Here is a 22,738-nt window from a genome sequence, read left to right as displayed (position 1 = left end):
CTGGAGATGGTTTTCCTATGTTTGTCTATTTAAATAAATTCAGGAGGAATATCATTTAATTTGGTTACTTTCCCATATATCATACTCACCACTGCCATTACAGCTTGCACAGTAGTAGGCATCGTCGTCCATAAACATATATTCTTGACCAGCAAAATATTGAAATCCCTTTCCACGACAATCAGGGCATTTTTCGAGATCTTTCATCTTCTCTACGTGATTAGCATATCTTGTTTCACGCCACTCGTTAAAAGCATTGAGTAATCCCATGAAAGTCCCTCCTTACTTTTTCTACTAGTTTGCATCAAAGTGTGGAGAGATATACCTACTTTATTTTTTTAATGTGTCTTCACAATTAAAAGTAATCTTTCTCTTTTTAGTAGTCCAAACAAGAAGTGTGGGTAATAAGAAACCACGAACAACAAAAGTATCCAGTAAGATACCAATAGCCATCGTCATTCCGAAAAGATATAATTCCTGTAGAGGTTGTGTGATAAGCACTGCAAAAGTTGCTGCTAATATAACCCCTGCAGACGAGATGACTCCACCTGTTAGCGTCACGCCTTCTTTCACAGCTTGAATCCATTCAACTTCTTTTGCTCTTTCCTTAATTCTTGCTAGCAACATAATATTATAATCAATTCCAAGGGCTACCATAAAAACAAATGTATAGACGGGTATTCGATAGCTGATGGCATCTAGCCCTAGTAAGTATTTAAATATCAACCAACTGAAGCCTAATGAGGCAAAATAAGATAGTAAAATAGTTGCTACCATAAGGAACGCCAATTTAAATGATTTGGTTTGAATTGATAGTAGCCCTATCAGCAGTAGGGTAACAAGTGTTATCAAAACGATAGTATCCCGTTGATTCATAGATTGGATATCAACTAATTTAGCCGTTTGTCCGATTAAATATAGTTGAGTTTCTTCAGAATCAAAACCAGCATTTTTCATTAACTCATCTTTTTGTTGCAACAAGCTTTCCACCGTATCCATACTCGATTGTTCATAAGGGTGATCATCTAGTATAATTTGAAAGGAAAAACTATTTAGAGAATCTGATTGAAAACCTTTTGGTAATGATACTTGTGCAGATACCATCTCATCTGTAATGGAAGGCGAAATAGTTGATATTCCTTCTGTTTCTTCTATACTTTTTGCCAACGCCTGCAAACTTGCTACATTTTCTGCAACATTGTTAGTCGCAATTTGATCTTGATGTACTAACACTGTTAACGGCGCTAATTGTCCGGCTGGATAGTTCTCTTCTAAGATTTCGAAACCTACACGTGAGGATAAATCTTCGGGAAACGATTTTAATAAATTATAAGAAGGACTAATCGTGCTGAATTGATAAGCACTAAGTCCAAAAATAATTAATAGTAAAACAGCCATTCTTTTTGGGTATGTCACAATCAATTGACTAGCTTTTTCCCAAAACGGATGCTTATTAGTATCTGCTGCATCCATTTGAGGAATAAAAGGCCAAAAGGCTTTTCTTCCAAATAAGGCAAACATGCTGGGAATCAAGGTTAAACCTGCTAATAAGATTAATATGACAGCTACAGCAAACACTGGTGCAAAATGATTATAAGGCTTAAAAACAGTAAAAAATAATGTCAGCATTGCCATTAATATAGTACCGCCACTAAAGAAAATAGGCTCAGCTAAAGGTGTAGCCGCATGGTGCATCGCTTCATAATGAGACGGATATTTCTTCAATTCACTTCGATACCTAGAAAAAATAAAAAGACTATAATCAGTTATGACAGCAAATAGAAGGACGAGCATAATAGAGATACTGGCACTATCGACAGTAAACCAATCCCATTTTCCTGCTATACCAAGGATGCGGTCAATCACATCATATGCGATTAAGGCAATTATTACTGGTATGATTGCAATGATTGGTGAACGGTAAATGACCATCAGTAAAAAGAATATTAGTAAGATGGTTGTAATCATAAGCACAAAGTCTGCATTTTTAAAAAGGGTCACTGTATCAGCGGATATACCTGCTGGTCCTGTTATTTCGAACTGAATATCTGTTGCTCCCATTCTTGTGAATTGATTACGTAAAGAGTCAAATGCCTGATTAGCTACATCAGAATCTATATTTTCTTTTAAAGATGCATTTATAATTAAAGTGGATTGATCTTTAGAAAACATTTGATTTTGTATAGATTCATTAAATTGATGAAAAGGGAGGACAGAAGAAAATGCTTCTGGCTTGTCATCAGTTGTTAACCATTCACTAAAAGAAGTAATTTTTTCTCGATCTTCAACTTTAAGACCACCTTCACGGTGGAAAACGAGTAAAGCAGTTAATCCATCATCTGATGGATATTCTTCTTCGTATAAGTCTTGAGCGATTTCTGATGGCATTTTGCCAGATATGCTGCTTTCACTACTATTTGAAGCATATTCTTTCGAACTAGGTGCAGTAAAACTTAATAGGATCATAATGACGATCCAAAAGAATATGACCCATTTAGCTCCTTTTTTACTGCTGGAAAATTGCACGATTTTTTTTAATGATTTCATTATTCGTTTCATCTCCTTCAAAATCAATCCTATCTAGCTAATTTGAACGGAGAATGAACATTAGATGACATTTGATTCAGCCTAAGCCAACGTATGCAAAGAAAATAAAAAAACATGTTAGATTATTTAACAAAATAGATGCAGAACGAAAAGAATCATAATATAGTAAGTATATGATCCTAAGCCCCACTTGGGAGGAAGCCTGATAACTATTGTTATCAGGCTTTTTTTGATCGTTGTGGTTACCGTCTGAAAAATTTAGTCATTTTAGAAATGAAATGATGGAAATATGACAATTTTGATAGTGGGGAAGTTCTCTATGAGAATGAAGAAAAAATTAATTATATGCCTACATGAATCCAAAAGCGAAGATGAGCTTAACCGAGGTAAAACAACGTGTTCTGAATAGAAGGAATGAACGAATGATTTTTATTACAAAGTAGAATATATAACGCTCGTTTAATAAGTTATATCGAATTTTCTTAAATTAAATGCTATGTAATTGTTGATCCACAGCGGATAATACTTCTCCAATCTTCCTCTCATTAATGACTAAGTCAGCATAATGATCGAGATCGGTTGATTCTTCATTAATGATTATTAATTTTGCTCCTGCTTCTTTTGCGATTAAAGGAAATTGATTGGCTGGGGCTACAGAAAGAGAGGAACCTAAAACAATAAAAAGGTCGCAAAATGAAGAGAGATGCGACGCATCTTCGAAAGCTTTATTTGGTAACTGCTCACCGAATAATACGATAGACGGTCTTATCTTACCACCACAGTGACATTTGATTTGTTGCTTTATAAAATCTTCCCTATCCTTTGTCTCCCCACAGCTTTGACAGTGAAATCTTTTTAATGTACCGTGCAGTTCTGCTACATGTGTAGAACCTGCTTCTTGATGTAAACCATCAACATTTTGCGTAATAATACCTTCAATTAACCCTTGTTTTTCCCATTGTGCAAGAATGCTATGCCCTTGATGAGGCTTTACAAGCTGTACACTGTTCACTCTTTCTATATAAAATTGCATAAAATCACTGAGTTGATTGTTCAATGCGTCAATACTAGCTAATTGCTTTGGGTCGAATTGCTTCCATAGTCCTGTAGATGAGCGGAAATCTGGTAACCCACTTTCTGTAGACATACCAGCCCCGGTAAAAACAACTGTTGAATGTGCATTATTCAGCCACTTTGTTAACATATCCAATTTCCTCTCCGCCTTTCATTACTTTTTATTATTATAGACAATCAAGTATCGAAGGAAAAGAAATTCAGATTATGGCTAGATTTTATATGATGTTATTTGATATTAACTATAGCGTTTGTTTAAAAACTTGATGATATAATGGCCATACACACCACAGATGATCAATCAATGTGAAAGCTTCATAAGAGTTGGAAGACTGGGGGATTTGTAAAATGATAAAAACAATTGATATTACTAACTTTGAGTCAGCTCAAGAGGTGTTCTCCATTCAAATCGCAGCATATAAAATAGAAGCGGCGATTATTGGTTCATATGATTTACCCCCATTAAAAGAGACAATAGAAACGCTGCAAAATTGTGGGGAATCTTTTTTTGGTTATTACAGCGAAGAACGGTTATATGGGGTTATATCAATCAATATTGATAGGCATGTGATAGAGGTTTGCCGTTTAGTGGTCCACCCAATCTTTTTTAAAAAGGGAGTTGCACAAGCACTATTAAACTTTATTGAGAATGAAAACAAGTCAAAAAAACTGAAGGTTTCGACAGCAACTAAAAATACACCAGCAGTCAATTTTTATAAAAAAAATCGTTTTCAATTGGTGGGCGAGAAGATAGTAAGTGAGCATATTACTTTGGCTTTTTTTGAAAAAAACGAGAAAAAGCTTGATAGATAAAACGAGTTTGAAATTGAAAACTAATAAATTCGCCCACCGAGCAGACTTTGTCACTAGGTGGGCCACAAGGCGAAGCAAACTGGTTTTAGCGGGAAAGAAATTTTTATTCGTTAATATCTTATGATATCAGGACAAGTATGTGCATCATACGAATAAAAAAATAAGAAAAATCGGTATGTAAAACAATAAGAAAGGGATTGAACAATGTTCAATCCCTATTTCAAAAGGGGGGGAATTTGTTTATGTCCTAGCTGTATTATTAATATACACATAAAATATGAATAACCTATGAACGCAAGATGAAAAAAGCGTTAACTTTTTGGAGGGGAAAAGAATGACGACGATTTGTTTGATTAGACATGGAGAAACCGATTGGAATGCTGCGAGAAGAATTCAAGGTAGAACGGATATTATCCTAAACGAAAAAGGAAAGCTACAAGCGAAGCAATGTGGAAACTATTTTTCTGGAACGGATGCAGATGTAATGATTGTAAGTCCCTTGAAAAGAGCCCGACAAACAGCAGAAATTATAAATGAGAAGCTGCAATTACCTATTGTTGTCATGGATGAATTTATTGAAAGATGTTTTGGAGAAGCAGAGGGAATGACTTATGAAGAAAGAAAAGAGCAGTTTCCATCACATAATATCCCGGGTTATGAAAGTGATAAAATATTAATGGAAAGAATAAAAATCGGTTTATCAACCATTCATTATCAATATCCTCATAAAAAAGTCCTTCTTGTTGCACATGGTGCGGTGATTGGCACACTACTAAATCATTTTTCAAAAGGAGAAATTCATCAAAAAAAAGACCGTCTATTAAATGGTTGTATTAATACAATTACTTTAAAGAAAAAAGACTGGCTCATAAAAGAATATAATATAACCCATCATCTATATGATTGAAATAACTTAGAAAGTGGGATAAACCAAAAATAAAAATAGTTGTTCATTTTTCGAAAGAAATCTTGCTTAGTCTCGCTATAATTATAGTAGCGATTAACCGAAATAAAGGAGGGGGCAACTATGGTTATAGGCGAGGAAAAGGCAAGAGAGTTTTATCAAGCTTTAGTTGACAGAAATCCAAAATATGATGGTATTTTCTTTGTTGGTATAAAAACAACCGGTATCTTTTGTCACGCGACCTGTTCGGCAAGAAAGCCTAAGTATGAGAATTGTGAATTTTTCTTAACTGCAGAGGAAGCATTATTAGCAGGATATCGCCCTTGTAAGCGGTGTACACCATTATTCTATCCAAATAGCATTCCTAAAGAAATTGAGAAATTAGTTGTAGCCGTTGAGGGAAGCCCGGAAAAAAGATGGAAGGAAGCAGATTTTCGAGAAATTGGTATCCATTCAGCAACTGCCAGAAGAAGGTTTAAAGAAATTTATGGAATGACATTTGTGCAGTACGCCCGCTCAAGAAGAATGGGTATCGCCTTTAAAGAAATATTAAATGGAAAAAAAGTCATAGATCAACAAGTATTACTCGGGTATGATTCATCGAGTGCGTTTAATGATGCATTCTCAAAGATTTTTGGTAGGTCTCCTAAGAGAGCTTCTTTATCGATATTATATGCAAATATTGTATCAACACCTCTAGGGCGGATGATCAGTATTAGTGATGAAAAGTATTTATATTTATTGGAATTTGTTGATAGACGTGGACTTGAAAAAGAGATAGAAAACTTAAGAAACAAACAAAATGCGCGAATTCTACCAGGGGATACAAAGATTAATAGAAACCTAGAAGAGCAGCTCAAGCTTTATTATGCTAAACAACTTCGACAATTTACAATTCCTTTTTTCCTTCAAGGAACTCCTTTTCAACTCGAAGTATGGTCTCTTTTGCAAAAGATTCCTTATGGACAAACTGTATCTTATCAGGAAATTGGTCAGCTATTAGGAAGTAGCAATTATGTAAGGGCTGTCGGAAATGCGAACGGAGCCAATCAAATAGCCATTATAATACCGTGTCATCGTGTGATTAAAGCAGACGGTAAATTAGGTGGATATGGCGGAGGAATAGAAAGGAAGGAGCATCTTTTACGTCTCGAGACAGAGAGTGAAATAAAATGAGTATCTTAACGGATATTTTTCTATTCACAAAAGAAATTTAGCGTAAATTTTTAAAAAATTCTCGGATTTCCCTCAAATTTGATTCATTTTAGTGTATTATCGGAATTGATAAGGAATTTTTCCTTAATGATTTGATAGAGGGAGAGATCATTATGACCGTTTCTTTTAAAGGCGAAGCAAAAGAAATAGCTACTGAATTAACATTGTTTAGACGTGAGCTTCATGAGTATCCAGAGCTAAGTGGCGAAGAAGTACAAACATCTTCGAAAATACAACAGAAATTAAACGATTATCAAATACCATATCAAACTGGTTTTGCAAAAACTGGTATTCTAGCAATTATTAAAGGGGCAAAACAGGGACCGACAGTATGTTTAAGAGCGGATATTGATGCCCTACCGATTGAAGAACAAAGTGGTGTCTCTTATTCTTCGAAAGTAAAAGGTGTGATGCATGCTTGTGGTCACGATAGCCATGCAGCAATGTTATTAGGAGCTGGAATTATTTTAAATAAACATAAAGGTAACATATCCGGCACAATCTTGCTCTTATTTCAACCAGCGGAAGAAAAGTCTCCAATAGGTGGAGCGAAAATCATGATGGAAGATGGTGTATTTGATGAATATAAACCGTCTGTTATTATTGGTCAGCATGTATGGCCAGACCTTCCGCCAGGTCAAATAGGAGTTAGACCGGGACCAATGATGGGTAACTCTGATCGATTTTCTTTGAAAATCACTGGTTCAGGCGGGCATGCAAGTATGCCCCATACGACAATAGATGCAATTATTATAGCGAATCAAGTAATTACAATGTTGCAAACGATCGTAAGCCGAAACATTGATCCGCTAGAATCGGCGGTAGTCACAGTTGGTAAGGTGTCTGGCGGTGTTGCCCATAACGTCATTGCGGAAGAAGTAATTATTGAAGGTACAGTAAGGACTTTAACAGATAAGGTAAAAACACAAGTGAAGAATCGTTTTCATCAAATCGTAACAGACACTGTTAAGGCGCTAGGTGGACGTGTCGAAATCACATACCTTGATGGTTATCCTTCCACAGTAAACACTCCGGAATGGGCTGAAAGAGTAAAGGAAACAGCGGCAAAATTTGTAGGTAAGGAAAATGTCCCAGAAGTCGCACCCTCAATGGCAGGAGAGGATTTTGGCCGCTTTTTAAAAGAATATCCAGGTGTATATTATTGGCTAGGTTGTTCAATAGGAAATAATCAAAAGCCGCTTCACAACCCTTCTTTTCAACTTGATGAAAACATTTTGCCGATCGGTATGGAATTAATGGCTCAAGTTGCCATTGATACAATTGAACAATTACAAAGTAAGGGTTTATAGGAGGAATTTTTTTCAATGGAAGCATTCATAAAAGACATCACCCCGTATTTAACTAAAATGAGAAGAATGTTTCATGCATATCCAGAGGTAGCGTGGACAGAGTATGTGACAACTGCAAAAATTGCTGAAGAGATAGAAAAGCTTGATTTTGAAGTAGAGATGGGACAAGCGATTCTCCATCCACATACAAGAATGGGGTTGCCAACAGAAGATCAGATAGAAAAAGAAGAACAAAGAGCGATGGAAGCGGGCATAAATAAAGCGTATTTATATTTAATGAAAGGTGCTTTTACCGGACTTAAAGCTTATTTCGACACTGGTCGAAAAGGAAAACATATTGTTCTACGATTTGATATTGATGCCCTGCCGATTAATGAAGCAGAGGATGAAGCACATTTTCCTTTTGTGCATGGGTTTCATAGTAACAGAGCGGGCTATATGCATGCGTGCGGTCATGATGGGCATACCGCCATTGGTTTAGGTGTGGCGCATTATATTCATGAAAATCGCCATCAATTAAACGGCCGTTTCACCTTGTTATTTCAACCTGGAGAAGAAGGCGGACGAGGGGCAAAGCCGATGGTGGATAAAGGATTGTTAGATGATGCCGATGTCTTTTTAAGCGGACATATAGGGATCCACTCATTAAACATTGGTGACATCGTTGCAACAACAGATCAGTTCTTAGCGAGTACAAAGATAAACGTTGAATACTTTGGCAAATCAGCACATGCTGGATTAGAGCCAAATGAAGGCAGGAATGCTCTATTAGCCGCTGCAGCCTCTTCATTACATTTAAATGGTATTACGAGACACGCAGGTGGTGCGACGCGCATCAATATAGGAACACTAGAGGCTGGAAGTGGCCGAAATATTATTGCTGATTATGCGATAATGCAATTAGAAACCCGAGGTGCTTCAACTGAACTTAATGAAGAGTACATGGTCCTCGAAGCCATGAGAATTATTCAAGCTAGTGCAGCACTTTATGATGTCACAACAAATGTTGAAATCGTTGGCCAAGCGCCAAGTGCAGAGTGTCAAGAAGAATGGGTGGATTTTATTAATGAGGCAGTGAAAGCCAGTACAAATATTAAAAATGTGATTCCAAAACTACCTCTAGGGGCCTCTGAAGACGCTGCCTTTATGTTAGAGAAGGTGAGGAATAATGGGGGAGCGGCGAACTATATGTTATTTGGAACACCGCTCGCTGCTGGACATCATCATCCATGTTTTGATTATGATGAAAAGGTACTGCCTATCGCCGTTGAATCAATTTGTCGCGTGATTTTAGGATGGCAATAAGTTAAAAAAGAACGAACCTTAACCAGTCATGTTAAAATAAGGCTATATTGTTTAATTTGTTGGAGGCAGGTGCGTTGAATGAAAATTCGAGTGGGGGTTATTGGACCAAAAGATTCAGTTAAAATGATTATAGATACAGGGGCGGACTACGGCGAACTTCACTTTATTCCCTTTGTGTATGAATCGACTGAAGAAACTGAGCAAATTATTATTAGAAATAGAGAATGGGTTGACCAGTGGCTTTTTTCAGGACAGGCGCCATATTTTTATGCATTATCCAAGAAAGTGATTACAAAAAAAGAAGCGAGTTATATTCCTTTAAGTGGTGCGAGCCTGCTTGCTGTCTTAGTAAAGGTTTTTTTAGATAGCGATCAAGTGCAAAAGCGTTTTAGCTTGGACACTATTCAAGAAGAAGAAATGGATAGAGGACTCGATCCGTTAGTGAGGAATCGAGTCCTTTTCCAGATGAATTCTTACGATGGATATATGCCAGCTGAAGAAATTATTGCTTTTCATAAAGAATTATATGAAAGTAACAAAGTCGATGTGGCTATTACTTGTTTGAATAAGGTGTATAAAGAATTAACGAAGATGAATATCCCAACTTATCGCATTGAGCAATCTGAACTAACGGTCAGACGTTCTTTAGAAACGATTAAAGAAAAGGGGCAAGCATCATGGTACCGGAAATCACAGCTTGTCATTATTGGTGTCGAACGCATCGTTGCTTCTTCTGAAAGTGAAGAAAGAAGGCGATCCTTCCGGTTAAAGCATCAAGAACTAGAACTAAAAAAAGTCTTGCTTGACGTTGGTGAACAAATGAATGGTTCGATAGTCCAGATGGATGATGGCGTTCACTATATTTTTACTACGCGAGGAGAGCTTGAGCTATTTATGCGAGACCAATCGATGTTGACGATCAGTGAAGAGATTTTTGTTCATAGTCGGTTACGTGTTCGCATAGGTGTAGGCTTTGGCTTAACGGTATTAGAGGCTGAGGAAAATGTGAGTATGGCTTTCTCTCATGCCCGTGAATTTAAGGGCCCTATTGTTATCTCTGTTAATGAAGAGAAAGAATTAACAATTATTAATAATGAAAAAGAAGAAATAAGTTTTCATTCAAGGATTTACGGAAATGATTGGGAAAAAATATTTAAAGATGCAGGTATAAGTAGTAAGATTGTTGCAAAAATTGAGTCTTTATCATTACACTACCAAAAAAATAAGATTACTTCTCAAGATTTATCTCATTGGCTAAAAAGCACTGATCGCAACGCAAGAAGAATATTGATGGAGATGGAAAAGATAGGTTTAGCTGAAATTATAGGAGAAGAGACAGGTCATCGAGGGAGACCACGAAAAATTTATCAAATAAACTTTAATCAGTTTGCCAAACAATAAAAAATAAATCCGTATGATTTGAACCTAAACACTAGAAATATCACTTATTTCCAGTTGTTTAGGTTTTTATAATCGTTTAAGTTAAATAACACCTAATAAAAGACGAACATTGAGAATCATTATCAGCCATATAATTCCTATATATTCTTTTATTTGTAAATAAAAATGATATTTATTAGAAAATTACTAAAAAAGACAAAAAAGATTAAAAAAAGACTATTCACAATATAGATGTGATGATATAATAACGGAAATGTTAAGGATAAATTCCGATAAATTTCGAAGTAAGGAGAGTGAAATAATTTGCAAGCAAATGTAAACAACGAACAAGAAAAGAAGGGCTTGATGTCCAAGTTCTTGTCAGGCATTGAAACGATAGGGAACAAACTACCAGATCCATTTTTTATTTTCGTTTATCTCGCAGCGTTTGTAATGATATTAACGTTCATTGTTAATCAATTTGATGTTACTGTTGAGCACCCAGGAACCGGGGAAGAGTTGGCAATAAAAAGTTTAATTTCTGGAGAAGGATTGCAGTTTATATTAACTGAGATGCTGTCTAACTTTACTGGCTTCGCCCCACTAGGTCTTGTGTTAGCTATGATGCTTGGTGTAGGCTTAGCTGATAAAGTTGGTTTACTAGAAACAGCCATTAAAAAGTCGATCTTAAGTACACCAAAGTCATTAGTCACTTATGCTGTTTTCTTTATTGGTATTATGGGGAATATTGCTTCAGATGCGGCGTTTGTACTTGTACCACCTTTAGCTGCGATGGTTTTCTACACTGTTGGTAGGCATCCATTAGCTGGTTTAGCAGCCGGCTTTGCTGGAGTAGGTGCAGGTTTTTCAGCTAATGTCTTAATCGCTGGAACAGATGCATTATTAGCGGGAATTACTACTGAGGCTGCTAAAGCAATCGATCCTTCATTTGTTGTATCACCTGTTGATAATTGGTATTTTATGTCGATTTCTACTGTTCTCTTAACTTTAGTCGGTGGATTCTTAACTGAAAAGGTAATTGAACCAAGATTAGGAAAATATGATGGGGATTTGAAAAAGAATTTTGAACCGGTTTCAGCTATCGAGTCAAAAGGGTTAAGAAATGCCGTTATAGCGGGTCTAGCATATATTGCTATTTTACTTACAATTATCTTCTGGCCAGACTCCCCTCTTAGAAACGAAGAAGGTCGTATGATTCCTTCCCCATTTTTAAGTGGAATTATCCCAATTGTTTTATTATTCTTTATAACGATGGGAACAGCATACGGAGTAACAGTAAAGAAAATCACAAAAAGTGCTGATATTCCAAAGTATATGGCAGATTCGATGAAAGATATGGCAGGCTATATCGTCCTTATATTTGCTGCGTCACAATTTATTGCTTATTTTAACTGGTCCAATTTAGGTACTTGGATTGCAGTCAATGGTGCGGAATTCTTATCTTCCATCAATTTAACTGGTATTCCTGTTATTATTGGATTTATTATTTTCGTCTCTATTCTGAATTTATTAATCTTTAGTGGGTCTGCTCAATGGGCATTATTAGCCCCAATTTTTATTCCATTGTTTATGTTACTTGATTATAACCCTGCTTTTATCCAAGCAGCGTATAGAATTGCCGATTCAACTACAAATATTATTACACCACTAAATCCGTATATCCTTGTAGTTCTTGCTTTTATGAGAGAATACGATAAAAAAGCAGGTTTAGGCACGCTTATTTCCTTAATGATTCCTTATTCAATGGTTTTCTTAGTAATTTGGGTAGTCATGCTATTCATTTTTGGATTATTCGGTATTCCGATTGGACCCGGTATCGAAATGTATTTGTAATAATGCGGTGTTGTTGCCCGAACATAAATGTTCGGGCTTCTTTATTTGTGAAAAATGATAAAATAGATAGAGGTATTTTTTTACCGTAAGGAATTAATCGTTATACTTAAGGGCTATAAGTAGGGGAGAGATGGTCAGTGGTTAGTTTCAGAGATATACATCATGATGGTAATTTAATAGCAGAAAAAGCCAATTTTGATCACTATGGCACAAAACAGTTCTATTTTAAATATGATGCAAACTTTATCCAATTTAAAATAAATCCTAGTTTGCAAGATTTTCAACTGGCACAAATGTATTTGGAAGACTATCAGAAAGAGCATAAACAAGAACATTTGAAGTTTTATTTACCAGCAGACGAAATGATTCAAGAGGATGTTTTATTATACCTTTATCAACAATTCTATACAATCGGGTGTCAGGAGTTATATGAAATTAACCCTCTTCAATTTATCTATAAAGATAGAAAGAACGAAATCGTGGTTGAGGAAGTGACAAATGATAATTTACGAGAATATCTACAATTGCAGAGAAACTTTGATCTAGATTATGGTGAGGAATATGTGAACCTTAATAGAAGCATGCATTCCTATCATCATAATGCAAAAGATACATTACAGTTACTCGCATATGATCATGGTGTGCCAGCAGGTTCATTACAAGTATTTTTTAATAAGTGTACAGCTGAAATTGATAATGTAGGTGTGTTACCAGCTCACCGATTAAAGGGGATTGCTGCAAGCTTGCAATATGAAGTAATGAAGCGATTTAGCAATCATAGGGTTATACTTGTAGCCGACAGCAATGACACGCCAAAGGATATGTATCGTAAACAAGGGTATAAAAAATTGAGCTTTCGCTATGAAGTAATGAAGTTATTATAAGTAGTAGTTTATTATTAATATAGAACAAGTAATGTGATAAAAACTCTACAAACTGATATTAATAAATCTGCAGGTGGTGAGAGTAGCCATCTGCAGATCATTTATAAAGAGGTAAATTTTGATCAAGGTAAAAGCGAGAGAACAGCAAAAAAATGCATAATCGAACCAGCAAGAACAAAAACATGCCACAATGCGTGATGGTACTTAAATCCTCTCCATACATAAAATATTGAACCAGCAGTGTATAGAACGCCACCGATAATGAGGAAAATCATTCCTTGTGTAGGTAAGTGTGTAACCAGAGGCTCCCAGGCAAATATAATTAGCCAGCCCATCAAAACATATAGTAATGTCGAGAAGACTAAAAATTTTTTAACAAAAAAACATTTGAAAACTGTTCCAGCAATTGCTAGCCCCCATACAAGACCAAATAAGGTCCATCCTAAGGTTCCTTTAACTGTTATAAATAGAAACGGTGTGAACGTTCCAGCAATAAAAAAGTAAATGGAAGAATGATCGAGAATCTCAAATACATCCTTTGCTTTTCCAGCAGGTAAACTATGTAGCAAAGTTGATGAGAAATATAAAATAACCATCGTTGTACCAAAAAGAACAAAGCTGACAATATGCCAAGCTGTTCCATATAAGGATGAGAAAACAGTTAAAATGACGAGAGCCGCAATACTTAATAGCGCACCGATTCCGTGTACGATCGCGTTGGCGATTTCTTCTCCCTTTGAAAAAATATGTGTTTCCAAGTAGTATTCACCCATTCTTTATCCAAAATCATAATTCTAGTATAAACATTTTTTTAGCTGATAAAAAGTCGTAAGCTTTCATTATAAAGAAAAACTTCACTAGGCGAAGAGGGTGGAGAGTGTAAATGCATGGAGAATATTTGGAGTTATCCATCCTTGAGTCAATGCCAATTTAAGCCGCGGTGTTAGATCAGTTGAAGTGTTTAGGTAACGACAGCATTCATCCAACTTGTTCATAATCGTTACTGAAAGAGAAGCTTGACATTGCTCAATTCCTAAACTTGCAGTTTCCATTTAGGTTGACATTTATTGATAAGATGATAACATAACTTTGAAAGCATAATTGAATAAATCCACTAGGGGTGCCTTTAAAAGGCTGAGATTAAAGTGTAATAACTTTAAGACTCTTAGAACCTGATCTGGTTGATACCAGCGTAGGGAAGTGGCGTATATAAATTTAGTTAACATTATAACTATAACTAAATGAATAATGTATACAGTAACCACTTTCTTATAGGAAGTGGTTTTTCGCTTTTCTGGATTTTTTATGCTCGATAAAAAAAAGAGAAGAGGTAGAAATGATGACAACAAAAGAAACGTTTACACAATCGTTAAGGAAAGAAGTACATGATATATGGGAAGCGAATTTTGAACACCCTTTCGTTAAAGGAATTGCTAAGGGAGATTTACCAATTGAGTGTTTCCGCTTTTATGTGTTACAAGATTCTTACTATTTATCACATTTTTCTCGTGTGCAAGCAATCGCTGCTTCTAAAGCAGAGAATTTATATATGACCTCAAGAATGGCCTCGCATGCGCAAGGTACCTATGAAGCTGAACTAGGGTTACATAACAAATTTATGGAGGTATTAAAAGTTTCTGAAGAAGAGTTAAACCAGTTTAAACCCGCTCCTACTGCCTATGCATATACATCCCATTTATATCGTGTAGCAGAGACAGGCACAGTTGGCGAGGTCATCGCTAGTTTGCTTCCGTGTTATTGGATTTATTATGATATTGGGCAGAGCTTTAAAGGGGCAAAACCAAAAGAAGAAATCTATCGTACCTGGATTGATACATACGGTGGAGAATGGTTTGTTAAACTTGTACTGGAACAAATTCATCATCTTGATCGGCTTGCTGAAATGGCATCTGAAACAGAAAAAGAAAAAATGAAAATGGCATTTACCATTAGCTGTCAATATGAATTAGCTTTTTGGGAAATGGCTTATACCCAAGAAAAGTGGCTAAGTGATAAAACATATGCATAAAACTTCATAAATGAAAGCGGGAATAGTGTTAACAGAATAAGGTTAGTTCATACTAACTCAATTCTGTTAACATCATACCCTTTATAATCGTTGTAGTATCAGGTTTGTTTATGGAATAAAGACAATTTGCCGTATCGGATTTTCCTAAAAAGAATTTCGGACTTCAAAAACTACTCATCTAGTCAATAGAAATGACTTCTACTTCTCCACCCTCATAGACATATAAACTTCCTATATATATATAATGACAATAAGCGTATAATGAGAGACGAATGTTAAATTGAGGAAGGCGTTTTAAAAATGAATAAACAACAAAGTAAGTACAGATGGGTTGTATTTGGTGTTTTACTTTTAGCCTATTTATTTATGGTTAGTCAAAGAACAGCACCTGGTTTAATTACTGATCAATTAATGGAAGAATTTCATTTAACTGCAGCAACGATTGGGCTGATAACGAGTATTCAATTTTTTGCTTATGCTGGATTGCAAATTCCCATCGGATTATTCTCTGATAGATTTGGTCCAAATGTATTTCTAGTCGCTGGAACACTGCTAAACGGGCTAGGTACCATCCTGTATAGTACGGTAGATAATAGTTATATGCTCATCTTTGCTAGGTTATTATGTGGAATTGGCGATGCTACTATATGGGTCAATTTAGTTCTTGTATTGAGCATTTGGTTCAAGCAGCAGGAGTTTTCGATGCTAGTGGGATTTGCCGGAATGACCGGAAGTTTAGGATTCTTATTAGCAACAGTTCCTTTTAGTTCGACCATTTCTCTATTAGGGTGGCGACTTCCATTTTTAATTGTTGGCATTGTAATATTCACCCTTGGTATGGGACTTTATGTGGTTTTAATAAAATATCCTAAGAAGAAATTTCAAATGGAAGAAGAAAAAAATCAAAAAGAAACAAATGAACCGTTATTAGTCATCATAAGAAGATTACTTGTCAATCGCCAAGCTTGGGCGACATTCCTTTGTCACTTTGGTGTAGTGGGCACATATATCGGCTTTATTGGCTCTTGGGCAGTTCCCTATGGTATGGACATTTACGGTTTATCAAGATCAAGTGCAAGTGAAGTAATTATGTACGGCTTATTTGGTGCCATTATCGGAGCACCATTAACAACCTACCTATCTACTTTTTTTGACAGAGTCAAAGCACCGTATGTCATTGTGCAGATGCTGTCGGTTTCTGCTTGGATCGCTTTAGTATTGATGGGTGGAGAGCCACCATATTTATTATTCATTCTTTTATTCGTAATCATAGGTTATGCAAATGGTGCCAGTGCTCTAACCTTTACAGTTGTTAGACAGTCCTTTCATATAAAGGAAGTGGGGCTTATTTCCGGTTTCGCTAATACGGGAGGCTTTCTTAGCGCAGTGTTGCTGCCAGCAATTTTTGGAAAAGTATTGGACCATTTTGCTAATTTTGACGTTACAACCGCTTATCAATATGGACTTTATATTCCTTTAAGCTTTGCGATTATTGGGTTAATTGGAGTATTCATGTTATATGAGCCAACAGTATATCGTCAAAAACTTCAAATGAGTCAAATGAAAAAATCGGTTGGTTAACAATCGATTTTTTTATTTAGCTAATAAAAAATGAAGAACAATCATCACTTAAAAGCAGTCGAGTGGATACCTGATTTGTTCACCATCTAGCGTCTTTAGAGAAATGTTACTGAAAGTGTAAAATTGATCTTTTTTTATCAAATATTTCTTCATAACAATTGAAAAAATTGGATATTTGTTGTAAGATAGTTTATATTATTAATCTAATTTTAATAGATAACATATTTGTGAAATATAATAGTTACATATAGTAATAATTAAGAACATTCATACTTTGATGATTGGTTGTGTTGATGATGGCGGGAGAACAGAGAAGAAAAAAACGAAATAAAAAAATGGTTTTTCGGATTAATTTAATGTTTTTTGCAGTATTTATACTCTTTTCGATTCTAATCTTCCGCTTAGGTATTGTTCAAATTGTTTACGGAGAGAATTATAAAAAAGAGATTGAACGGGAAGTGGAGGTGCCAGTAGCAAGCACGGCACCTAGGGGGCAGATCTATGATAGTAAAGGTAGACTGGTTGTAGGGAATAAACCCCAATTAGCCATAAGTTATACTCGCTCCCAATCTACAACACAAGAAGAAATGATTCAGACATCAGAGCTTTTAGCGAAGATGATTAAAAAAGACACGGAAGAAGACTTGAAGGCGATTACTGAAAGAGATAAACAAGACTTTTGGATAATAAAGTATCCGAATGAAGCAGCAGAAAAAGTATCGGATAAAGAAAAAGATAAATTGCTAGCAAGTGATATGTCATCAAAAGAAGTAGATGACGAAATATATAAACGAACGCGGGAACGAATAACAGAAGAAGAACTGAATGCTTTTAAGAAGGATGAACTAGAAGTTTTAGCGATATTTCGAGAAATGGCAAGTAGTCGAATGTTGACACCTCATTTTATTAAGAACAAAAATGTCAATGAAGATGAATTTGCTCTTGTTAGTGAGAATCTTCATCTATTACCTGGCATTGATACAACGGTAGACTGGGAACGTTATAATGCTTTGAAAGACGAAGACGGCGAAGTGACATTAAGTTCTGTACTTGGAAATGTTTCAAGTTCAAAAGAGGGCTTACCTAGTGAAATGCTCGAATATTATCAATCTAAAGGTTATAGTCGTAATGATCGTGTTGGCAAGAGTTATTTAGAATTGCAATACGAGTCTGTTTTACAAGGGCAAAAGAAAATCATGAAAAATTACACAGATAAAACAGGTGAAGTAACAAAGCAAGATGTGGTAAGAGAAGGACAAGCAGGAAAAGACCTTGTCTTAACAACTGACATCGAATTCCAACAAGAGGTAGAAAAAATTATTGAAAAGCATGTTCGGAGTCTGAGGGGAAGTAATTACTTTTTAGATCGTGGCTTCGTTTCAGCGATGAACCCACAAACAGGTGAGGTTCTCGCAATGGCTGGCAAACAATTTGTCAAAGATGAAAAAACAGGTGAAACAGAAGTCATGGATTACGCCTTAGGTAATATGACAAGTCAATATTCAATGGGTTCCACTATAAAAGGCGCAACAGTGTTAGCAGGTTACCAAGAAGGGGTAATCTCACCTTGGAGTGTTTTGGTGGATAGACCTTTGTATTTTGACGGAACACAACCTAAACGATCTTGGAATACGGCAGGATTTGGTGCCATTAATGATCTAACGGCCCTTAGGAAATCGTCAAATGTTTATATGTTTTTAATAGCGATGAGAATTGGTGGGCAACAAGAATACATTCCGCGAGGTAAACTTCGTATTGATAAAGATGAAGGTATTAGAAAGTTACGATATAATTTTCACCAGTTCGGTCTTGGGGTGAAAACGGGTATCGACTTACCAGGTGAAGTAACAGGACAATCACCCATTCCTCCTAATGGAGGGAATACGCTTGATTTTGCCATTGGACAATTCGATACTTATAGTCCGCTACAATTGGCACAATATGTATCAACGATAGCAAATGGTGGTTACCGTATGCAACCACAGATTGTGAAGGAAATTCGTGAACCGAATCTCGAGAATAATCAACTTGGTGCGGTTTATCAATCCATTGAGCCAAATGTTTTGAATAAAATTACGATGAAGGATGCATGGATTGAACATGTACAGGATGGGTTCATCCAAGTAGTCAACCATCCGCAGGGAACAGCAAATAGTGGGATTACAAATAAAAAGTACAAGATTGCAGGTAAAACAGGAACAGCCCAAGCTTACTACGGGGGGCCGCTTAAGGTGCAATCAAATCCGGATACTTGGAATTTAACCTTTGTCGGTTACGCGCCGTATGATAACCCTGAAATTGCCATTTCAGTCGTCATTCCATGGTTGTCTTCAGATAAATCCAAGATTAATCTTCATATTGCTGATGAGGTATTTGATGCTTATTTTAAAATGAAGACTAAACAAAAAGACGAAGAAAATGAAGAACTTTAAATAAAAAAGAATAGAGCTCTTGATGTACACCCCGAAAGTCTAACACTCGGGGTGTTTTTTATGGTGAATGATGATGGGGCTATTAAGCAAAAAATTGTTATCCTCTCTCTTGCTAGGGAAGGTGGTCACGCTTCCTTAGCAAAGGTAGTTGGAATCCGTAGTAAAACGATTGTAAGATAATGGGTGTGTGTTTTGAAAAGAGAGGGTGGTTCCCTTAGAAGGACTAACAAAACAAGTCATTCTATTCAATTTAAGGTAAATGTCCTACACTAGAAATTTAAACAGGAGAATCTTTTGACACAGTTGGTTTTTAAAATTTGGCATTCGAAAAAAAAATAAAGAAAATGAGTGTAAATGCATTCAACTCTTTTAATTTTCCAAAAAACCGGTTCTATTTTCCTGATTTTTCTTTATTCTACTTCCGTATAATTACAATAAATATTTAGAAATATTAATAAGAATATTTCTTAAAAAAACTGATTGTATTTTTTTACAAAAATGCTATGATATTAATAGTTTTCTATTCTTTTAAATACATTTTTTAACATCTGTAATACGGAAAACATAATTGAATAATGAAGGTGAATGAATCAATGAAAATTGTTTCTTTTAATGCATTTCGCACGATTGGTATGCCCAATGTGCACTATATAAAGCCAGAACATATGTTTAAGGAAATAGATGCAATAAAGCAAGCAGACATCGTGTTATTTCCTGAAACGTGGCAAGTACCGTCACTTGTGTATGGGTTGAAGAAAAAGATTTTTCCTAGCATAGAAACAATGCAGTTAGGTTTTAGTAAAATTGAAATGACAAGGGCCCTTTGGTCGGTGAGTCCTGAGCATGCTCCCTATACTGAAATCCTTGCTAATACAAGGAGCAATATTGAGTATGTGTTAGATACTTTTCCCTTTCCTTTTGTAGCAAAAGAATCACGAAACTCTATGGGAAAAGGTGTTTTCCTTATCCAATCGAGAGAAGACTTTCTAACGTATTGTGAGAAAGTGGACGCTTTATATATCCAAGAATATTTACCGAATGATGGCAAAGATTTACGTATATGTGTGGTTGGGAATGAAGTACTGGGCGCCTACTGGAGAGTGGGACTAGAAGGAGAGTTTCTTCATAATATTGCACAAGGTGGAGAACTATGTGCCGATTTTATTCCACAAGAAGCAATCGACCTTGTTTTAGATATCGCCGGTCAATTAGGTATTAATCATGCAGGGTTTGATGTCATGGTAAGCGAAGGGAAATACTATATTATCGAATTTAATGTGTTATTTGGGAATCAAGGGTTAAATAAACTAGGAAAATCAGTGGAACAAACGATTTATCAATATTTATTATCACAATTTCTACCACCATTTCCAACATCGCCAACACCAGGAAATAAAGTTGTTTCTTAATGGTAAAAGCCTAATTTCTTTCAGAGGAAACTAGGCTTTTACTTATTTATACATTGCGTATTTTTCTTTTTGTACCATATTAATTAAGAGGTCGAGTTCCTCGCTTATTTGAATAGTGAACGGGTCTGATAGTCCAAAAATATCCCCGATAATTAAAAGCATTTCTCTTGTATCTTTTATCTGACTCTCTATGTCTATAGAAGTTACCTGCATCTGTCATTACCTCGAATTCAAAATATCATAACTAATTATATTATCACATATTTTTACATATTATACAATCAATAGTTATCTCTTTAAGTTATAACAGAGCTGCAGTTTTTATAACCTGAATCAAAATGCTATAAATCTAGTAAAAGGATAAATTGTGTCATGCCCAGTATTTTGCTTTCGTTTTAGCAACGAGATGAAAAAGAAGAAAAAGAGAGAAATTAAAAAAATCATTGAAGAGCATCAGATAGTTATGGAGAGCGATAAATAGATGATTCATAAATAGCACAAACAAAAACGATTTTTTAGGAGTTTTTGTTTGTGCTTATTCACTGGGTACAACGAATGATTATAAATCTTGTAAAGCTTTTTCGAATATCTCCAAGGTTCTATTAATTTCTAAATCAGTGTGTGCTGTAGATAGACTGAAACGATTCATTGGTTTTGTATATAAACCATTAATTAATAATAATAGATCTAATCTTTTTCGTAAGGCAAAATTCGCTTCCTGTAAGTCGCGATAATTCCATATTTCTTTATCAGTAAATACGATGTTAAAAATGGACCCGAGTCCAATGGTTTGCATCGTTAATCCTTTTCTCTCAAAAAGACTTGTTAGTTCTTGTTTTAAACGATGCGTTCTAGCTATAACAGTAGAGATTTCATTTTGTAATACGTCAATGGTTGCCATACCTGCTGCAAGGATTGAAGGGTGACCATTATATGTCCCGCTATGGAAAAGAACATCTTTGGCACTGGAGTTCTTACCTGTACTATGGTCAAAAACATCCGAGAAGGCAGAAGGAGCACAACACATCATTATCTCTTCTTTGCCTCCAACCATACCAACAGGAAAACCCCCTCCAACTACTTTACCTAAGGTTGTTAAATCAGGTGAAATATGATAAATGGATTGTGCACCACCAAGCCCCAATCTAAAGCCGGTTTTTACTTCATCAAAGATTAAAACAATACCTAAGTCTTCCGTTATTTTTCTCAATCCAGTCATAAATTCTTGTGTAGCAGGGATAAAGCCACTTTGAGCAGGTTCTAAAATCACTGCTGCTACCTCATCTTTATGCTTTGTCAAAATTTCTGCTGTTGCTTCTAAATTATTAAAAGGTAAAACAATCGTATGTGTTTCGTGATAGGGATCAACACCTTTAGATTCAATTAAAGCATTTGGTTCCGAAGCTGGACCTGCTTGATCTACTTTTGGATTGACACTAATAAGCATTTGATCATATCCGCCGTGGTAATGACCTTCAAACTTAGCAATCTTATATTTACCAGTGTAAGCATAGGCTAATCTTATTGATAATAAAGTGGCTTCAGTACCTGAGTTTGTATATCTAAGTTTTTCCATCGAAGGATAAAGTGCTTGTAATTTTTTTGCCATTTCTAGTTCAAGTTGATGAGGCGTCCCGAATAAATGTGTACCATTCACTTGCATTTGGTCAGCTAATGCTTTTTGCACTTTTGGGTGACCATGACCGAGCATTAAAGAGCCATAAGATAATAAGTAATCGATGTATTCATTGCCATCAATATCGAATAAGTAAGCGCCACTACCTCTTTGCATAACAATCGGGTATGGATCAAAGTATTTAATATTTGCTGTCACACCGCCTGGCATATAGCTTTGGGCATCTAAAGAGAATTGATATGATTTACTCGTTTTTGCTTTTAATTGTTCGTGTACATCATCTAATGAACTTGTTTTCACTGTATTTTCCACCTCTATAATGAAATGTATATTTCATATTTATTAATATAAGAAATATATAGAAC

Annotated in this window: 18 protein-coding genes and 1 riboswitch; of the genes, 12 read left to right on the top strand and 6 right to left on the bottom strand. The window is 35.6% G+C overall.

What is annotated here, in order from left to right:
* Positions 1-51: 51 nt before the first annotated feature.
* From MHI57_RS04600 to MHI57_RS04590, 3 genes are all read right to left on the bottom strand, one after another.
* Positions 52-270 carry a methionine aminopeptidase gene (locus MHI57_RS04600; RefSeq protein ID WP_095373037.1) on the bottom strand — a complete coding sequence of 73 codons (219 nt, stop codon included), beginning with the start codon at positions 268-270 and terminating at the stop codon, positions 52-54.
* 60 nt (positions 271-330) lie between these two features.
* Positions 331-2,547, bottom strand: a complete 2,217-nt coding sequence (locus MHI57_RS04595; protein ID WP_340975248.1) for an MMPL family transporter — start codon at positions 2,545-2,547, stop codon at positions 331-333.
* Positions 2,548-3,034: 487 nt separating this feature from the next.
* Positions 3,035-3,751, bottom strand: coding sequence for an NAD-dependent deacylase (locus MHI57_RS04590; RefSeq protein WP_340978544.1), 717 nt, complete (start codon positions 3,749-3,751; stop codon positions 3,035-3,037).
* Between the two features lie 218 nt (positions 3,752-3,969).
* On the opposite strand from MHI57_RS04590, the gene MHI57_RS04585 reads away from it, so the two are divergent.
* From MHI57_RS04585 to MHI57_RS04550, 8 genes are all read left to right on the top strand, one after another.
* Positions 3,970-4,434 carry a GNAT family N-acetyltransferase gene (locus tag MHI57_RS04585; RefSeq protein WP_340975247.1) on the top strand — a complete coding sequence of 155 codons (465 nt, stop codon included), beginning with the start codon at positions 3,970-3,972 and terminating at the stop codon, positions 4,432-4,434.
* A gap of 334 nt (positions 4,435-4,768) precedes the next feature.
* Positions 4,769-5,341 carry a histidine phosphatase family protein gene (locus MHI57_RS04580; protein ID WP_095373039.1) on the top strand — a complete coding sequence of 191 codons (573 nt, stop codon included), beginning with the start codon at positions 4,769-4,771 and terminating at the stop codon, positions 5,339-5,341.
* A 120-nt stretch (positions 5,342-5,461) separates the two neighbouring features.
* Positions 5,462-6,514: a bifunctional transcriptional activator/DNA repair enzyme AdaA gene (locus MHI57_RS04575; RefSeq protein WP_095373040.1), complete on the top strand. Its 1,053-nt coding sequence runs from the start codon at positions 5,462-5,464 to the stop codon at positions 6,512-6,514.
* A 152-nt stretch (positions 6,515-6,666) separates the two neighbouring features.
* Positions 6,667-7,863: a M20 metallopeptidase family protein gene (locus tag MHI57_RS04570; protein ID WP_095373041.1), complete on the top strand. Its 1,197-nt coding sequence runs from the start codon at positions 6,667-6,669 to the stop codon at positions 7,861-7,863.
* 15 nt (positions 7,864-7,878) lie between these two features.
* A complete protein-coding gene (locus MHI57_RS04565; RefSeq protein ID WP_340975246.1) occupies positions 7,879-9,168 on the top strand; it encodes an amidohydrolase in 1,290 nt (429 codons plus the stop codon).
* A gap of 78 nt (positions 9,169-9,246) precedes the next feature.
* On the top strand, positions 9,247-10,569 hold the full coding sequence (locus tag MHI57_RS04560) for a hypothetical protein (protein WP_095373043.1): 1,323 nt from the start codon (positions 9,247-9,249) through the stop codon (positions 10,567-10,569).
* A 345-nt stretch (positions 10,570-10,914) separates the two neighbouring features.
* Positions 10,915-12,402, top strand: coding sequence for an AbgT family transporter (locus MHI57_RS04555; protein WP_251162016.1), 1,488 nt, complete (start codon positions 10,915-10,917; stop codon positions 12,400-12,402).
* A gap of 137 nt (positions 12,403-12,539) precedes the next feature.
* Entirely contained in the window at positions 12,540-13,286 is a 747-nt protein-coding gene (locus MHI57_RS04550) for a GNAT family N-acetyltransferase (protein WP_340975245.1), read from the top strand.
* Positions 13,287-13,408: 122 nt separating this feature from the next.
* Here MHI57_RS04550 and trhA read toward each other — a convergent pair whose 3' ends face one another.
* Entirely contained in the window at positions 13,409-14,044 is a 636-nt protein-coding gene (trhA, locus tag MHI57_RS04545) for a PAQR family membrane homeostasis protein TrhA (RefSeq protein WP_307313496.1), read from the bottom strand.
* Positions 14,045-14,392: 348 nt separating this feature from the next.
* A riboswitch (TPP riboswitch) is annotated at positions 14,393-14,502 on the top strand.
* Positions 14,503-14,625: 123 nt separating this feature from the next.
* Between trhA and tenA the strand changes: the two genes are divergently transcribed.
* The 4 genes from tenA to MHI57_RS04525 all read left to right on the top strand — a co-directional run bounded on the left by tenA (position 14,626) and on the right by MHI57_RS04525 (position 20,737).
* On the top strand, positions 14,626-15,315 hold the full coding sequence (tenA, locus tag MHI57_RS04540; RefSeq protein ID WP_340975244.1) for a thiaminase II: 690 nt from the start codon (positions 14,626-14,628) through the stop codon (positions 15,313-15,315).
* A 300-nt stretch (positions 15,316-15,615) separates the two neighbouring features.
* Positions 15,616-16,896, top strand: coding sequence for an MFS transporter (locus tag MHI57_RS04535; protein WP_340975243.1), 1,281 nt, complete (start codon positions 15,616-15,618; stop codon positions 16,894-16,896).
* A gap of 296 nt (positions 16,897-17,192) precedes the next feature.
* Positions 17,193-19,328, top strand: coding sequence for a peptidoglycan D,D-transpeptidase FtsI family protein (locus MHI57_RS04530; RefSeq protein ID WP_251161753.1), 2,136 nt, complete (start codon positions 17,193-17,195; stop codon positions 19,326-19,328).
* Between the two features lie 593 nt (positions 19,329-19,921).
* Entirely contained in the window at positions 19,922-20,737 is an 816-nt protein-coding gene (locus tag MHI57_RS04525; protein ID WP_224938395.1) for an ATP-grasp domain-containing protein, read from the top strand.
* Between the two features lie 42 nt (positions 20,738-20,779).
* Here MHI57_RS04525 and MHI57_RS04520 read toward each other — a convergent pair whose 3' ends face one another.
* Both MHI57_RS04520 and MHI57_RS04515 read right to left on the bottom strand, forming a co-directional pair.
* Positions 20,780-20,950: an aspartyl-phosphate phosphatase Spo0E family protein gene (locus MHI57_RS04520; RefSeq protein WP_224938394.1), complete on the bottom strand. Its 171-nt coding sequence runs from the start codon at positions 20,948-20,950 to the stop codon at positions 20,780-20,782.
* 346 nt (positions 20,951-21,296) lie between these two features.
* Positions 21,297-22,673, bottom strand: a complete 1,377-nt coding sequence (locus MHI57_RS04515) for an aspartate aminotransferase family protein (RefSeq protein ID WP_281202563.1) — start codon at positions 22,671-22,673, stop codon at positions 21,297-21,299.
* Positions 22,674-22,738 lie beyond the last annotated feature (65 nt).

Origin of the sequence: Cytobacillus sp. FSL K6-0129, from assembly GCF_038007625.1 — a bacterium.
Lineage (GTDB): Bacteria > Bacillota > Bacilli > Bacillales > Cytobacillaceae > Cytobacillus > Cytobacillus kochii.
Note: the sequence above shows the minus strand (reverse complement) of the source record. Positions and strands in the feature narration are given on the sequence as shown.

Excerpts from the sequence above, each read along its gene's own strand:
- MHI57_RS04600 (WP_095373037.1), bottom strand. The coding sequence starts at position 270 with ATGGGATTACTCAATGCTTTTAACGAGTGGCGTGAAACAAGATATGCT.
- MHI57_RS04595 (WP_340975248.1), bottom strand. The coding sequence starts at position 2,547 with ATGAAATCATTAAAAAAAATCGTGCAATTTTCCAGCAGTAAAAAAGGA.
- MHI57_RS04590 (WP_340978544.1), bottom strand. The coding sequence starts at position 3,751 with ATGTTAACAAAGTGGCTGAATAATGCACATTCAACAGTTGTTTTTACC.
- MHI57_RS04585 (WP_340975247.1), top strand. The coding sequence starts at position 3,970 with ATGATAAAAACAATTGATATTACTAACTTTGAGTCAGCTCAAGAGGTG.
- MHI57_RS04580 (WP_095373039.1), top strand. The coding sequence starts at position 4,769 with ATGACGACGATTTGTTTGATTAGACATGGAGAAACCGATTGGAATGCT.
- MHI57_RS04575 (WP_095373040.1), top strand. The coding sequence starts at position 5,462 with ATGGTTATAGGCGAGGAAAAGGCAAGAGAGTTTTATCAAGCTTTAGTT.
- MHI57_RS04570 (WP_095373041.1), top strand. The coding sequence starts at position 6,667 with ATGACCGTTTCTTTTAAAGGCGAAGCAAAAGAAATAGCTACTGAATTA.
- MHI57_RS04565 (WP_340975246.1), top strand. The coding sequence starts at position 7,879 with ATGGAAGCATTCATAAAAGACATCACCCCGTATTTAACTAAAATGAGA.
- MHI57_RS04560 (WP_095373043.1), top strand. The coding sequence starts at position 9,247 with ATGAAAATTCGAGTGGGGGTTATTGGACCAAAAGATTCAGTTAAAATG.
- MHI57_RS04555 (WP_251162016.1), top strand. The coding sequence starts at position 10,915 with ATGTCCAAGTTCTTGTCAGGCATTGAAACGATAGGGAACAAACTACCA.
- tenA (WP_340975244.1), top strand. The coding sequence starts at position 14,626 with ATGACAACAAAAGAAACGTTTACACAATCGTTAAGGAAAGAAGTACAT.
- MHI57_RS04535 (WP_340975243.1), top strand. The coding sequence starts at position 15,616 with ATGAATAAACAACAAAGTAAGTACAGATGGGTTGTATTTGGTGTTTTA.
- MHI57_RS04530 (WP_251161753.1), top strand. The coding sequence starts at position 17,193 with ATGGCGGGAGAACAGAGAAGAAAAAAACGAAATAAAAAAATGGTTTTT.
- MHI57_RS04525 (WP_224938395.1), top strand. The coding sequence starts at position 19,922 with ATGAAAATTGTTTCTTTTAATGCATTTCGCACGATTGGTATGCCCAAT.
- MHI57_RS04520 (WP_224938394.1), bottom strand. The coding sequence starts at position 20,950 with ATGCAGGTAACTTCTATAGACATAGAGAGTCAGATAAAAGATACAAGA.